Raw genomic sequence first — 13,883 nt, 5'->3', positions numbered from 1 at the left:
TGTTCGGGCTGCACCCAAGCCGGGATGACGATCTATCCGCGATCCCTGAATCTGTTGGTAATCGGATAGCGGCGATCGCGGCCGAAGTTCTTGCTGGTGATCTTCACGCCAGGTGCTGCCTGCCGGCGCTTGTACTCGGCGATGTAGAGCAGGTGCTCGATCCGCGTCACCGTCGCCCGCTCATGGCCGCGCGCGACGATCTCGTCGACGCCCATCTCGTGTTCGACCAGGCATTCCAGGATGTCATCCAGCACCGGATAGGGCGGCAGCGAATCCTGGTCGGTCTGGTTCTCGCGCAATTCCGCCGACGGCGCCTTGTCGATGATGTTCTTCGGGATCACCTCGCCGGAAGGTCCGAGAGCGCCCGGCGGCACATGGCTGTTGCGCCAGCGCGACAGCGCATAGACCTGCATCTTGTAGAGGTCCTTGATCGGATTGAAGCCGCCATTCATGTCGCCATAGAGCGTGGCGTAGCCGACCGACATCTCGCTCTTGTTGCCGGTGGTGACCACCATCGAGCCGAACTTGTTGGAGATCGCCATCAGGATCGTGCCGCGCGCGCGGCTCTGCAAATTCTCCTCGGTGATGCCTTCCTTGGTGCCTTCGAACATCTGCGTCAGCGCGTGCAGAAAACCTTCGACCGGCTCGAAGATCGGCACGATGTCGTAGCGGCAGCCGAGTGCGCGGGCGCAGTCCTCGGCGTCCTTCAGCGAATCCTTCGACGTGTAGCGGTAAGGCAGCATCACCGCGCGCAGCCGTTCCTCGCCGAGCGCATCGACGGCAAGTGCCGCGCAGATCGCCGAATCGATGCCGCCGGAAAGGCCGAGCACGACGTTCTTGAAGCCGTTCTTGTTGACGTAGTCGCGCAGGCCGAGCATGCAGGCGCGGTAGTCCGCCTCCTCCCGTTCGGGAATCTTCGACATCGGCCCTTCGGAGCAGATCCAGCCGTCCGAAGTCCTTTTCCAGGTGCTGACGTCGACCGCCTCCTCGAACTGGCTCATCTGGAAGGCCAGCGTCTTGTCCGCGCCGATGGCGAACGATGCGCCGTCGAAGATCAGCTCGTCCTGGCCGCCAAGCTGGTTGGCATAGATCATCGGCAGGCCGCATTCGATGACCTGGCGGATGACGACCTGGTGGCGAACGTCCATCTTGGCGCGATAGTAGGGCGAGCCGTTTGGCACCAGCAGGATTTCGGCTCCGCTTTCGGCCAGCGTCTCGCAGACGGCAACCTCGCCCCAGATGTCCTCGCAGATCGGGATTCCGATGCGCACGCCGCGGAAATTGACCGGTCCCTGCAGCTCCGGCCCGGCCTGGAAGACGCGCTTCTCGTCGAACTCGCCGTAGTTTGGCAGGTCGAGCTTGTAGCGTTCGGCCAGGATCTTGCCGCCATCGGCGACGATGATCGAATTGTGCGTGCCGCTCTTGCGCTTCAGCGGCGTGCCGATAATGACGCCCGGCCCGCCATCGGCGGTGTCCTTGGCGAACTCTTCCGCCGCCCGTTCGCAGGACTTCAGGAACGCCGGCTTCAGCACCAGGTCCTCCGGCGGATACCCGGCGAGGAACAGCTCGGTGTAGAGCACGAGATCGGCGCCCTGGCGGGCGGCGTCCGCCCTCGCCTCGCGCGCCTTGGCGAGATTGCCGGCGACGTCGCCGACCGTCGGGTTAAGCTGGGCAACGGCGATGCGCAGTATGTCGGGCTTCTTGGTCATGTCTGAGGGTTTAGCGTGGCGGAATTGCCCGGGCAATGGCGTTCCTTTGGACCAAACCGGGCTGATCGATTGGGCGATTGCTGGATGTCGATCCTGTCGGGCCGATGCCAATCGTGTAGGACCGATCGTCGATCGTGTCCCTATTCGCCCATATATTCGCGCAGTGCTTCCGGCGAATGGTTCTCGCCGATCGACATCGCCAGGATGCGCGAAATGTGCCGACGCGGCAGGCCGGTTTGCGCGGCCCAGGCATTGATCTGAGCCTGGATCTTGTCGAGATCCCGCTTCGAGGTCGGGCTTTCGGCGATGTCGAGACCGGCGTCGCGCAATGCGGCTGCCATGTCAGCCGAAACGATAAAGGCGTCCCATTCCAGCCAGCGCAGGAAGTACTGGCCGGTATTGCCGCCGAGCCGGCTGCCATGCTTGCCGAGATAGGCCATCAGGCCGACCTGGTCGTCGGCCGGCCACTCGGCGAGGAACTTGCCGAAGCCGCCATGTTCCTTCGACACCCGCTCGACGAAAGCGGCGTTGTCGCGCACGGATTTGATCTTCTGCGGATTGCGCACGATGCGTTTGTCGGACGCCAGCTCGTGCCAGAAATCGTCGGGCTGGAACAACAGCCGCTTCGGCTCGAAGCCGAGGAACGCTTCCTCGAAACCAGGCCACTTCTGCTCGATGACGCGCCAGACGAAACCGGCGGCAAAGACGCGCTCGGCCATGGTCGACAGGATGCGATCGTCTGTGATCTTCGCCACGGCAGCATTGTCGGGCATAGGCCCAAGCAGCGACGCCAAAGCCGCCTCACCGCCTTTGCGTTTTACCGCACGGGCGCGGATTTTCTGGAAATCGGCCATTTGGTCCCTCACAGGTCGCGTCAATCTACCACTTCCCGTTCGAACCGGCAGCCTCTACGTCTATCACAGACGCTGACGGAGGCGAGACATGAACAAGACTGTCGAAGATCTGGCAAGCCGCTGGCTGAAGCGAAGGCCGGATGCCTTGAGCAAACTTGAAAGCCGGGTACTGCAAGCGACGCTCGAACGCACCACCATATCCAAGGACACCAACAAGGCCGTCGCCTTCCATCAGACGCTCGGCGACCGCGTCGCCGACACCATCGCCCGCATCGGCGGCTCGTGGTCCTTCATACTCGGTTTCATCGCCTTTCTGATCCTGTGGACCGCAGGCAATGTCTGGCTGCTGACGCGCGATGCCTTCGACCCCTACCCCTTCATCTTCCTCAACCTGGTCCTCTCGATGGTCGCGGCGCTGCAGGCGCCGGTCATCATGATGTCGCAGAACCGCCAGACCGAGCGCGACCGTATCGACGCCGCCCACGACTATGAGGTCAATCTCAAGGCCGAGATCGAGATCATGGCGCTGCACGAGAAGCTGGACGAGCTGCGCCATAGCGAGATCATCGGCTTGCGCGACGAGATCCTGCGTCTGGCCGAGCAGGTCAAACGGATCGACGAGAAACTGTCGGCGCGGCAAGCCTCCTGATGACAGAGGCGATCCATCATCTCATCGAGCAGTATGGGCTGATCGCGGTTTTCCTGGGCTGCGTGGCCGAAGGCGAAAGTGCCGCCATCCTCGGCGGCTTCTTCGCCCACCAGCACGTTTTCGTCCTTTGGCAGGCCTTCCTGGTGGCCGCCTTCGGCGCCTTTGTCGGCGACACCTTCTTCTTCATCCTCGGCCGAAGCTTTGCCGATCATCCCTATGTTCTCAAACTGAAGGCAAGGCCGGGTTTCAGCCACGCCTTTCGCCTCGTCTCCGCGCATCCCAACATCTTCGTGCTGTCGAACCGCTACATATACGGCATGCGCCTGGTCGGCGGCATCGCCGCCGGTTTTGCCAGCATCACGGCAACGCGTTTCGTCATCCTCAACGCCGTCTCGTCGCTGGTCTGGGCGGCATTGTTCGGCACTGTCGGCTATGTCTTCGGGCTTGGAGCCGAGCGCATCGTTGGCCAGGCGCTGCATCGCCACGAGCGGTTGCTGGTCGCCCTGTCCATTGGCGTCATCGTCGTCGTCCTGGCCTGGTTCGTCGCCCATTCCGTGGCCAAGAAGGAACGCGCCAAGGATGCCGGGGAAACGTGAACGTCAGTCGGGATCCAGCGCGCGATCACCCCGGTCGAGGATCAGGGGAATGATCAGGTCCTCTTCATCGGCCAGATGCCTTGTCAGCATGGCAATCAGCCGGCTGTTCTCGTCGGCATAGGCATCGGCGGCAAAGCGCTGCCTGTCCTCGCTCTCCTCCAGCGCCCGGATGAAGGCGTTCGCCGCCTCGGCGTTGCGCTCCAGCCCTTCGTGGATCGTGTGGTGATCGGCGTCGAGGATCTCGAAGCCGCGCTTCAGCCGCGTCTCTGCCTTGGCGAAGACCGGGAAATAGTGATGGTCCTCGACATTGTGGTGGCCGTCGAGATGCCCAAGAAAATGGTTGAGGCGCGGCGCGAACCAGCGCGCGAAATCCGGCGCCGTCAGCCTGCCCTCGCGATAGTCGCCAATGCCGCTGGTCAGCATGCCGCCGAGTTCGCGGAACATGTCGTGCCGCTCAAGCCACATGTTCGCCATGCCGTGGATGTTGGCGTGGCCCTGCCACATCTCGCGCGGATATTTTTCGACCAGCCAGCGCAAATCGTCCGGCAGCCCTGTCCGTTCAAGCAGCAGAAAATTGGCAACATCCGACATGGCGGTCTCCTGGACCATGATCCCGAAAAGTGGATACCGGTTTTCGGATCAGATCATGGTCGGGATCAGGTTGGGGTAACCGCCATGTAGTGTTGGCAAGATCAGATCGGTAGCCCCGTGAGGCGCTCGATGATGGCGATGCCCCAGACGCCGGCGACGATCACCACCGAAATCAGCACCGCCAGCGAGCCGCAATCCTTGGCCAGCTGGATGTCGACGTTGAATTCGCGGCTGAAGGCATCGCACGCCGCCTCGATGCCGGTGTTGAGCACTTCGACCATGATCAGCAGCAGCACCGCGCCGATCAGCAGTGCGTAGCCACGCCACGACGTCGACACGAACCAGCCGAGCGGCAAGGCCAGCACCAGCAGCATCAGCTCCTGCTGAAACGCCTTCTCGCTGGCGGCCAGCTTGCGAAACGCCCGCACCGAATTATAGAAAGCATCGATCAGCCGCTGCATGCCCAACGTCCCTTTCCGAGTCACCGGCAGGGGATATCGCAACCGCAGGATCAAGGGAATAAGGCAGAGCCTGCAAAAATCATTCGTCCGCGACCCTGAGCGTCGGCGTCGATTTCTCGAATTGCGGCAGCCCGTCGTCGATCGTGTAGTAGTCGCCCTTGTCGCCGACGAAGATGTGACTCTCACCTTGAAGCCCGGTCGGCGCATCGAACGATCCGGCCATGACCGAAACATAGGCATCCTGGTGAGGCTTCCAGAACAGCACCGAGCCGCATGTCTTGCAGAAGCCGCGCCTGGCAAACGACGACGCTTCGTACCAGCTGATGTTCTCGGCGCCCTCTATCGTGATGTTTTCGTCAGGGACATTGGTTGCGGCGTAGTAGTGGCCACTCTGATTGCGGCATTGCGAACAATGGCAGTAGATCACGCCGCGCAAGGCCCCCCGCGTCCTGAAGCGCACCGCCCCGCACAGGCATGATCCGCTGTGATCGTCGCTCATCTCGGCCTCCGTTTGATTTCGCTGCCAGATTCATTTCACCGGCAGGATTCCAGTTTTGCGCCGGCCAGGCACAGACAAAAGCGACACCGCAAGGACGCGTTCCGAAATCCTCGTCGCCTGGTCACTAAGAACCTCTTGCATCCTGAGGTAGAGGAAAATGCGTTGCAATGCAGCGCATTAAGGAAACTTTAGCGCGCCCGCATCTATTGTTCCTGCAAGCGGAGGTCGTGATTTGGGGACGCATCTCTTCGCATGTCTGGAATTTCGGTCGCACTCCCCGCATCGGCGACGTCCGGCACTCGCAGGTCTGCGGTGGCTCTTAGGGGTAGAGTGAACAGAACATGCAGCCGGCAGCCGCCCCGACCGACAGGAACACCGACATTGCTAGCACCGTCGTGGCAACCATGCGCCAGCTTGGCGTGCTGGGCCTGCCGCGCAACTACGAGATCTTCTACGAGGCGCTGAGCGGCAGCAACCATGAGCTCAGCCTCGCCGTGGTCTCGCTGAGCAACCGGCCGACGCAGGAAGATCTCGACCGCATCGGGCGCACCTTCTTTGCCCAGCATCACGGTCCGGGCATCGTCGAGCACGCCCGGGACGTCATCGCCAAGGAACTCGAGGACATCGCCTCACTGCTCAGAAGCGAACGCACCCATATCGAAAAATACGGCAGGATCCTCAACGAGACGTCGAGCGGACTGAGCAACCGCAGCCTGCTTTCCCAGGATTTGCTGCAGAAGATCGTCGGCGCCATGTCGGCGGCCACCAACTCGACGATCGACCATGGCAGGCAGGTGGCGAGCACGCTCAGCGACAAGACCGCCGAACTCGAGAGCGTCAAGTCGAAGCTCGAGGAGTACAAGCGCCTCGCCGACACCGATCCCCTGACCCATATCTGGAACCGCCGCGCCTTCGACAAGGAAATCACCAAGATCTACAACAGCAACAAGGGCATCCTGTTCAATGCCCTGATCCTTGCCGATATCGACCGCTTCAAGGACATCAACGACCGCTACGGACACCCGGTCGGCGACAGGATCATCCAGATCATCGCCGAGATCCTCCAGACCAGCCTCCGCGGCGACATGTTCGTGGCCCGCACCGGCGGCGAGGAGTTCGCGCTGATCGTCGAAGGCGCCAGCGAGGACACCACCTACGAGATCGCCGAGCGCATACGCATGCTGATCGAGCAGACGCCGTTCACCAGCAGCCAGACCGGCACCAATTATGGCACCGTGACGGTGTCGATGGGCATCTGCATGGCATCCGAGGCTGAAAGCCCTGAGGATCTCTATACCAAAGCCGACCGGGCGCTCTATCGCTCGAAAGTAAGTGGGCGCAACCGCGTGACCCGCCATTCGGCGGTGGCCGGTCGCGCCGGCAAGAGCTGGCTGCTCTACAAGAAGGACTGAGGCGCCGCGGGCAGAAAAATTGTTGCCGCCACCTTTCCATGTGAATTTTTGTGACCTATGTTTTCCATAGAAATGGAAATACGCCCATGATACAGCCTCAAATCGCTGCTGGCGCAGCCGAGAACGCGGTCCTGACCAAGGCCACGCTGCGCGCCGCTGAATTGCTCGACGTCACCGCCAGGATACTGGCGTCGATCATCGGCGTCTCGGAAGCCACGGTTTCCCGCATGCGCAAACAGGAATTCCTGCTGGAGCGCGGCACCAAGCCATTCGAGCTTGCGGTGCTGTTCGTCCGCCTGTTCCGTTCGCTCGACGCCATTGTCGGCGGTGACGAGACGATCGCCCGGGCATGGCTGAAGAATGCCAACACGGCCTTCGACGGCGCGCCAGTCGAGAAAATCCAGACAATTTCAGGGCTCGTCGATGTCATCGCCTACCTGGACTCCCGCCGCGCTCTCGTCTGAGGCCATTCCACTCGACGGCAAGTACTGGCGCATGGTCGAGGCGCAGCACCGCGTCTCGACCTTGAAGGTCGTCGACACGCTTGACGAACAGACCCTGCTCGAGGACCTGATCGAGGAGACCAAGCCGCAGATCCCGCTGGAATGCCGGCATCTCCATTATCTGCTGGCGACGCCTTTCCGCTACGGTTCGGTCTACCCGCACGGCTCGCGCTTCCGCCGCTCCGGCAGGACCCTGGGCGTCTACTATGCCGCCGAGACGATGCTGACGGCGGTCGCCGAAATGGCGTTCTACCGGTTGCTGTTCTTCGCCGAATCCCCTGATACACCCTGGCCGCGCGACGCCGCCGACTACACCGCCTTCGCCGCCGCCATCAAATGTGCCAACGCCATCGACCTGACACGACCGCCGCTCGATCGCGACCAGGCCGTATGGACGCATCCGACCGACTACAGCGCTTGCCAGGCAATCGCCGATGTCGCGCGCGAGGCCGGGCTGCAGGCGATTCGCTACCGCTCGGCGCGCGACCCGAAAGGCGCCAACATCGCGCTTTTGACGTGCAAGGGTTTTGCCAAGGCAAAGCCGCTGGAGCCGCAGACCTGGCGCATCCGCCTCGGCGCCTTCGGCGTGCAGGCGATCTGCGAATTCCCGGAAAAGCGGATCGAGTTCTCCAGTACGGCTTTTTCCGACCCGAGGCTTGCCGGCCTGCGCTGGGAACGCGGAAGGCGCTAAGCCAGTATGTTGACGGCCCGCGCGGCGACCAGCGCGATCGTCAGCAGCGAGATCATCGCCTCCGCCATCATCAACAGCTTGGCACGCTGGGACAGCGGCAAAGTGTCGGTCGGCGAGAACGCCGTCGCATTGGTGAATGCCAGGAACACATAGTCGACGAAGCCGGGCAGCCAGCCACGGATTTCACGATCGGTCAGCGTCATTTGCGGAAACAGGAAGTCGGCCTGCGCGCGCTTGACCAGGCCGCAGGTCGGCGGACCGCCTCGGTCGGTGCTCCAGAACCACAGCGCAAAGACGATGACGTTGGTGACCCAGATGTTCAGCGCATCGACAAGCAGCGTCGTTCCGGAGCCGGCATGGCCTGCCAGCAGCGCGCGCACCAGGAAAACCAGCGCTCCGCAATTCATGATGCTGATGACGCCGGTCATGACCAGGGCCGTCCGGCGGATGAAAAGCCGAAACCGGCCGATCGTGTACCAGTGATCGTGCTCGACAGCCCTCTGGGTTGCCATTTGCGTCCAGGCCGTCGCGATCGAGAGAGGCACGAGGAGCGTCCCTTCGATCGAGGGCGCCAGCCACCGCGGGCCGAACGAAAGATCGTTGATGACCAGAAGCTGCAGACAGATGATGACGAGGACCGCGGCGCGCGCCGACCAGAAGTCGAGTGCGCGGTGGTGAATGATGGCATGCTCGTGGCGCATGGTGCTGGATCGCATCGAGAGGGCTCGGAGTTTGCCGTGCGTTCCGCCTCAATCTTGGTTTTGCGATGGTCGTGTGAGAACACATTTTCGTAAGCGCTGATGTGATCGCGGCCCGTCATACATCGCCGCGAAACAAAAAAGCGCCGGATTTCTCCAGCGCTTTTGATCAACCAACTCAGGTCGGAAATGGTTCAGCCGTTGGCGGCCTGCTTGTGCTGGACCGGATGGCTCTTCTTGAGCAGGTCCGAGACCAGGAAAGCCAACTCGATCGCTTGGTCGGCGTTGAGGCGCGGGTCGCAATGGGTGTGGTAGCGATCCTGCAATTCCTCGGCGGTGATGGCGCGGGCGCCACCCGTGCATTCGGTGACGTTCTTGCCGGTCATCTCGACATGGATGCCGCCCGGATGCGTGCCCTCGGCGCGGTGCACCTCGAAGAAAGTCTGCACCTCCTTGAGAATGCGGTCGAACGGCCGCGTCTTGTAGCCGGCGGCCTCGATGGTGTTGCCGTGCATCGGATCCGACGACCACACCACGCTGCGGCCTTCCTTCTGCACCGCCCGCACCAGCTTCGGCAGATGGTCGGCAACCTTGTCCGAGCCGAAGCGCGCGATCAGCGTCAGCCGGCCCGGCTCGTTCTCCGGATTGAGCAGGTCGATCAGTTCCAGCAATCCGTCCGGCGTCAACGACGGGCCGCATTTGAGGCCGAGCGGGTTCTTGATGCCGCGGCAGTATTCGACATGCGCATGGTCGGGCTGGCGGGTGCGGTCGCCGATCCAGATCATGTGGCCCGACGTGGCGTACCAGTCGCCCGAGGTCGAATCGACGCGGGTCAGCGCCTCCTCATAGCCGAGCAGCAGCGCCTCGTGGCTGGTGTAGAAATCCGTCTCGCGCAGCGCGAAATTGGTTTCGGAGGTGATGCCAACCGCGCGCATGAAATCCATCGTCTCGGTGATGCGGTTCGCCAGCGACTCGTACTTTTCGCCTTGCGGGCTGTCGGAGACGAAGCCCAGCATCCAGCTATGCACGTTCTCCAGGCTGGCATAGCCGCCCTGCGCGAAGGCGCGCAAAAGGTTGAGCGTCGCCGCCGACTGGCGGTACGCCATCTCCTGGCGAGCGGGATCGGGAATGCGCGACTTGGCGTCGAACTCGATGCCATTGATGATGTCGCCGCGGTAGCTGGGCAGCGTCACCTCGCCCTTGGTCTCGTTGTCGGACGAGCGCGGCTTGGCGAACTGGCCGGCAACGCGGCCGACCTTCACCACCGGCTGCGCGCCGGCGAAGGTCAGCACCACCGACATTTGCAGGAAGACACGGAAGAAGTCGCGGATATTGTCCGCGCCATGCTCGGCAAAACTCTCGGCGCAGTCGCCGCCCTGGAGAAGGAATGCGTCACCGGCTGCGACAGCTGCAAGCTGCTTCTTCAGCTTGCGCGCCTCACCGGCAAAAACCAGCGGCGGAAAGGTGGCGAGCTGGGCTTCCGTGTTCTTCAGCGCGGCAAGGTCCGGATAAGCAGGAACCTGCTTGATCGGCTTTGCCCTCCACGAATTCGGCGACCATTTCGTCATCGTTGCACCCAAACGCTCTTTCCAGCCGGCATCCTCGCCGCTCTTCCAGCCCCATAAGGGGGTGGCGGCTCCATACACGAAGCCGATTTCGTATTCTAGACTGGAATTTCAGCGCTGGCGAATGCGCCAGACGCCGCGAGCAGCCTTGCTACGCTGCCACCAGCCGCGCCAGCTGCGTCATCACCACCGCTGACCCGGCCAGCCGCTTTTCGGCGTTCGGCCAGTCGCGGATGAAGACGACGCTGTGGTCGGGCCGGATTTTGGCCAGCGAGCCCTGCTCGCCGATGAACTTGACCAATCCGACCGGGTTGGGGAATTCGCGCTTGCGGAAGTGAATGACGACGCCCTTGGGGCCCGCATCGAGCTTCTCGACATTGGCCTTGCGGCAGAGCGCCTTGATGAAGACGATCTTCAGGAGATGCTTCACCTCCTCGGGCAGCGGTCCGAAGCGGTCGATCAGTTCGGCGCCGAAGGCGCCGATCTCCTCGGTGTTTTCGAGGTCGCCGAGGCGGCGATAGAGCGCCAGCCTGAGCTGCAGGTCCGGCACATAGCCCTCCGGGATCATCACCGCCGTGCCGACGGCGATCTGCGGCGACCAGCCGCCATCCTGCACCTCGCCGGAATCCTTCACTTCGGCGACAGCCTCTTCCAGCATCTGCTGGTAGAGCTCGAAGCCGACCTCCTTGATGTGGCCGGATTGCTCTTCGCCGAGCAGATTGCCGGCGCCCCTGATATCGAGGTCGTGGCTGGCGAGCTGGAAACCGGCGCCCAGCGTATCCAGCGACTGCAGCACCTTCAGCCGGCGCTCGGCGGTGTCGGTCAGCTTGCGGTTGGCCGGCAGCGTGAACAGCGCGTAGGCGCGCACCTTGGAGCGGCCGACGCGGCCGCGCAGCTGGTAGAGCTGCGACAGGCCGAACATGTCGGCGCGATGGATGATCAGCGTGTTCGCGGTCGGGATGTCCAGACCGGACTCGATGATGGTGGTCGACAAAAGCACATCGTACTGGCCGTCGTAGAAGGCGTTCATGATGTCGTCGAGCTCGCCCGGCGGCATCTGGCCATGGGCCACCGCGACCTTCAGCTCGGGCACAGATTCACGCAGGAAATCATGGATTTCGGCGAGATCGCTGATGCGCGGAACAACATAGAAGGAATGGCCGCCGCGGTAGCGCTCGCGCAGCAGCGTCTCGCGGATGACCAGCGGGTCGAAAGGCGAGATGAAGGTGCGCACCGCCATGCGGTCGACCGGCGGCGTCGCGATCAGCGACAGTTCGCGCACGCCGGTCAGCGCCAATTGCAGCGTGCGCGGGATTGGCGTCGCCGACAGCGTCAGCACGTGCACATCGGTCTTGAGATCCTTCAGCCGCTCCTTGTGCTTGACGCCGAAGTGCTGCTCCTCGTCGATGATCAGCAGGCCGAGATTCTTGAACGAGATCGCGGACCCGAGCAGCGCATGCGTGCCGACGACGATATCGACCGTGCCCTCGGCGATACCCTTCTTGGTTTCGGCAAGTTCCTTGGCCACGACCAGCCGAGAGGCCTGGGCGACGCGGATCGGCAGGCCGGAGAAGCGCTGCGAGAAAGTTTTGAAATGCTGGCGTGATAGCAGCGTCGTCGGCACCACGACCGCGACCTGAAAACCCTCCATAGCCGCGATGAAGGCGGCGCGCAGCGCCACTTCCGTCTTGCCGAAACCGACATCGCCGCAGATCAGCCGGTCCATCGGCTTGCCGGCGCCGAGATCGTCCATGACGGAATCGATCGCCGTCTGCTGGTCGTCGGTTTCCTCATAGGGAAAGCGCGCGGAGAACTCGCCATAGAGGCCATCCGCCGGCACCAGCGACGGCGCCGAGCGCATCTGCCGCTCGGCGGCGATGCGGATCAACTGCCCGGCCATATCGAGCAGCCGCCGCTTCAGCCGCGCCTTGCGCGACTGCCAGGCGCCGCCACCGAGCTTGTCCAGCGTCGCCTCAGTCGAATCCGAGCCGTAGCGCGACAGAAGCTCGATGTTCTCCACTGGCAGGAACAGCCGGTCGTCGCCGGCATAGTGGATTTCGAGGCAGTCATGCGGCGCGCCGACGGCCTCGATGGTGCGCAGGCCGATGAAACGGCCAATGCCGTGATCGGTGTGGACGACGATGTCGCCGGCAGACAAGGACGAGGCCTCGGCGATGAAGTCGGAAGCACGCTTCTTGCGCTTCGAGCGCCGGATCAGGCGGTCGCCCAGAATGTCCTGCTCGGCGACGACGACCAGTTTTTCCGTCTCGAAGCCGGATTCCAGCGGCAGCACGGCAAGTGCTGCCTGCCCCGGCTCGAGCTTGTCCGCTTCGGCAAGCGTCGCCACCGGCACGAGACTGCCGAGATGATGTTCGGCCAGGATCTGGCCAAGCCGGTCGAGCGAGCCTTCGGTCCAGCCGGCAATGACGACGCGGCGGCGTGCGGCGCGCTCGTCGGCGATATGCTTCACGACGACGTCGAAGACATTGACGTTGGGGTCGGCGCGCTCCTCGACGAAGCTGCGGCCATGGCGCGAGCCGGCGTGGAAGACCTTTCTGGCCCCCGCATCCGGCGCGTCGAAGGCGGTGAAGTCGATGGCTTCGCGCGGACCCAGCGAGGCGACGAGGTTTTCCGGCGAGAGATAGAGCAGGTCCGGCGCCACCGGCTTGTAGGGCACGGCGTCCTTCAGCGCGCCGTCGGCCTGTTTCCTACGCGCCTCGTAATGGTCGAGGATCAGCGTGTGGCGTTCGGCGAGTGCCTCATGCGCCAGATGGTCGAAGACGATGGGAGTATCCGGCAGATAGTCGAACACCGTCTCCAGCCGCTCATAGAACAACGGCAGCCAATGTTCCATGCCGGCGAAGCGCCGGCCCTCGCTGACCGCCGCATAGAGCCCGTCATCGCGCTGCGGCGCGCCAAAGGCCTCGATATAGGCGCGTCGGAAACGGCTGATGGTCTCGGGCGTCAGCGCCACTTCGCTCATCGCCTGCAGCGCCATCGACTTGCGCTGGCCGGTGGTGCGCTGCGTGGCGGCGTCGAAGACGCGGATCGATTCCAGCGTGTCGCCGAAGAAATCGAGCCGCAGCGCTTCCGTCCAGCCGGGCGCGAAAAGGTCGAGAATGCCGCCGCGCACCGCGAACTCGCCGACGTCGCGCACCGTCGGCACCCGCTCGAAACCCGATGTCTCCAGCCGCGCGATCAGCGCGTTCATATCGATCTGGTTGCCCGGCTTGGCATGGAAGGTCTGCGCCTCGACCAGATCAGCCGGCGGAATGCGCTGCAGCAGCGCGTTGGCGGTGGTGAGAATGACGGCGCGGTGCGGTTGCCTCGCCAGCGCGATCATTGCCGTCAGCGCGTCGAGCCGCTTGGCGGCGGCATCGGAACCCGGCGAGACGCGGTCGTAAGGCAAACAATCCCAAGCCGGCAATTCCAGCACCGGCAGGCCGGGCGCGGCAAAGGCCAGCGCCTCGATGATCGCCGGCAGGCGCTGACCGTCGCGCGCCACGAACAGCACCGGCTTGTCGGGCGCGATCTCGTGCACTGTCTGCACCAGCGCGAAGGCCTCGTAGCCGTCGGCGACGCCGTCGACGATGAACTGGCCGGCGCGGCCTTTCGGCAGGCCGATTGTGGGAATGAGGCTCATGAAATCACGTCG

13 protein-coding genes are annotated in these 13,883 nt (G+C 63.3%); 5 read left to right on the top strand and 8 right to left on the bottom strand.

Annotated elements, in window-relative coordinates; translation table 11 throughout:
- Window positions 1-32 precede the first annotated feature (32 nt).
- Together AC04SI_RS16950 and AC04SI_RS16945 are read right to left on the bottom strand one after the other, a co-directional pair.
- A complete protein-coding gene (locus AC04SI_RS16950) occupies window positions 33-1,709 on the bottom strand; it encodes an NAD+ synthase (RefSeq protein ID WP_488474524.1) in 1,677 nt (558 codons plus the stop codon).
- 140 nt (window positions 1,710-1,849) lie between these two features.
- Window positions 1,850-2,563: a DNA-3-methyladenine glycosylase I gene (locus AC04SI_RS16945; RefSeq protein WP_488474523.1), complete on the bottom strand. Its 714-nt coding sequence runs from the start codon at window positions 2,561-2,563 to the stop codon at window positions 1,850-1,852.
- Window positions 2,564-2,651: 88 nt separating this feature from the next.
- Between AC04SI_RS16945 and AC04SI_RS16940 the strand changes: the two genes are divergently transcribed.
- Window positions 2,652-3,212, top strand: a complete 561-nt coding sequence (locus tag AC04SI_RS16940) for a DUF1003 domain-containing protein (protein ID WP_404279148.1) — start codon at window positions 2,652-2,654, stop codon at window positions 3,210-3,212.
- Entirely contained in the window at window positions 3,212-3,808 is a 597-nt protein-coding gene (locus AC04SI_RS16935; protein ID WP_488474522.1) for a DedA family protein, read from the top strand. The genes AC04SI_RS16940 and AC04SI_RS16935 overlap by 1 nt, the downstream gene beginning before the upstream one ends.
- Window positions 3,809-3,811: 3 nt before the next feature.
- On the opposite strand, the gene AC04SI_RS16930 is transcribed toward AC04SI_RS16935, so the two are convergent.
- The 3 genes from AC04SI_RS16930 to AC04SI_RS16920 form a co-directional block, all read right to left on the bottom strand.
- Window positions 3,812-4,399, bottom strand: a complete 588-nt coding sequence (locus AC04SI_RS16930) for a hemerythrin domain-containing protein (protein ID WP_404279144.1) — start codon at window positions 4,397-4,399, stop codon at window positions 3,812-3,814.
- Between the two features lie 101 nt (window positions 4,400-4,500).
- Complete coding sequence (locus AC04SI_RS16925; protein WP_404279142.1) at window positions 4,501-4,860, bottom strand: diacylglycerol kinase; 360 nt, start codon at window positions 4,858-4,860, stop codon at window positions 4,501-4,503.
- A gap of 79 nt (window positions 4,861-4,939) precedes the next feature.
- A complete protein-coding gene (locus tag AC04SI_RS16920; protein WP_404279140.1) occupies window positions 4,940-5,359 on the bottom strand; it encodes a GFA family protein in 420 nt (139 codons plus the stop codon).
- Between the two features lie 341 nt (window positions 5,360-5,700).
- Between AC04SI_RS16920 and AC04SI_RS16915 the strand changes: the two genes are divergently transcribed.
- From AC04SI_RS16915 to AC04SI_RS16905, 3 genes are all read left to right on the top strand, one after another.
- Complete coding sequence (locus tag AC04SI_RS16915) at window positions 5,701-6,771, top strand: GGDEF domain-containing protein (protein WP_488474521.1); 1,071 nt, start codon at window positions 5,701-5,703, stop codon at window positions 6,769-6,771.
- An 86-nt stretch (window positions 6,772-6,857) separates the two neighbouring features.
- Window positions 6,858-7,235: an antitoxin Xre/MbcA/ParS toxin-binding domain-containing protein gene (locus AC04SI_RS16910; RefSeq protein ID WP_404279135.1), complete on the top strand. Its 378-nt coding sequence runs from the start codon at window positions 6,858-6,860 to the stop codon at window positions 7,233-7,235.
- Window positions 7,195-7,965: an RES family NAD+ phosphorylase gene (locus AC04SI_RS16905; RefSeq protein ID WP_404279133.1), complete on the top strand. Its 771-nt coding sequence runs from the start codon at window positions 7,195-7,197 to the stop codon at window positions 7,963-7,965. The genes AC04SI_RS16910 and AC04SI_RS16905 overlap by 41 nt, the downstream gene beginning before the upstream one ends.
- Here AC04SI_RS16905 and AC04SI_RS16900 read toward each other — a convergent pair.
- The 3 genes from AC04SI_RS16900 to mfd form a co-directional block, all read right to left on the bottom strand.
- Window positions 7,962-8,666 (bottom strand): hypothetical protein, encoded by a 705-nt coding sequence (locus tag AC04SI_RS16900; protein WP_404279390.1) that lies wholly within the window; start codon window positions 8,664-8,666, stop codon window positions 7,962-7,964. The genes AC04SI_RS16905 and AC04SI_RS16900 overlap by 4 nt on opposite strands.
- Before the next feature lie 191 nt (window positions 8,667-8,857).
- The gene (locus AC04SI_RS16895; RefSeq protein ID WP_065518317.1) at window positions 8,858-10,231 is read right to left on the bottom strand and encodes a class II 3-deoxy-7-phosphoheptulonate synthase; all 1,374 of its coding nucleotides are present in this window, start codon (window positions 10,229-10,231) and stop codon (window positions 8,858-8,860) included.
- A 148-nt stretch (window positions 10,232-10,379) separates the two neighbouring features.
- Window positions 10,380-13,871, bottom strand: a complete 3,492-nt coding sequence (mfd, locus tag AC04SI_RS16890; protein ID WP_488474520.1) for a transcription-repair coupling factor — start codon at window positions 13,869-13,871, stop codon at window positions 10,380-10,382.
- Between the last annotated feature and the right edge of the window lie 12 nt (window positions 13,872-13,883).

The sequence above is a fragment of the Mesorhizobium sp. CNPSo 4689 genome, from assembly GCF_057784325.1.
This window is presented reverse-complemented; position numbering and strand designations above follow the sequence as displayed.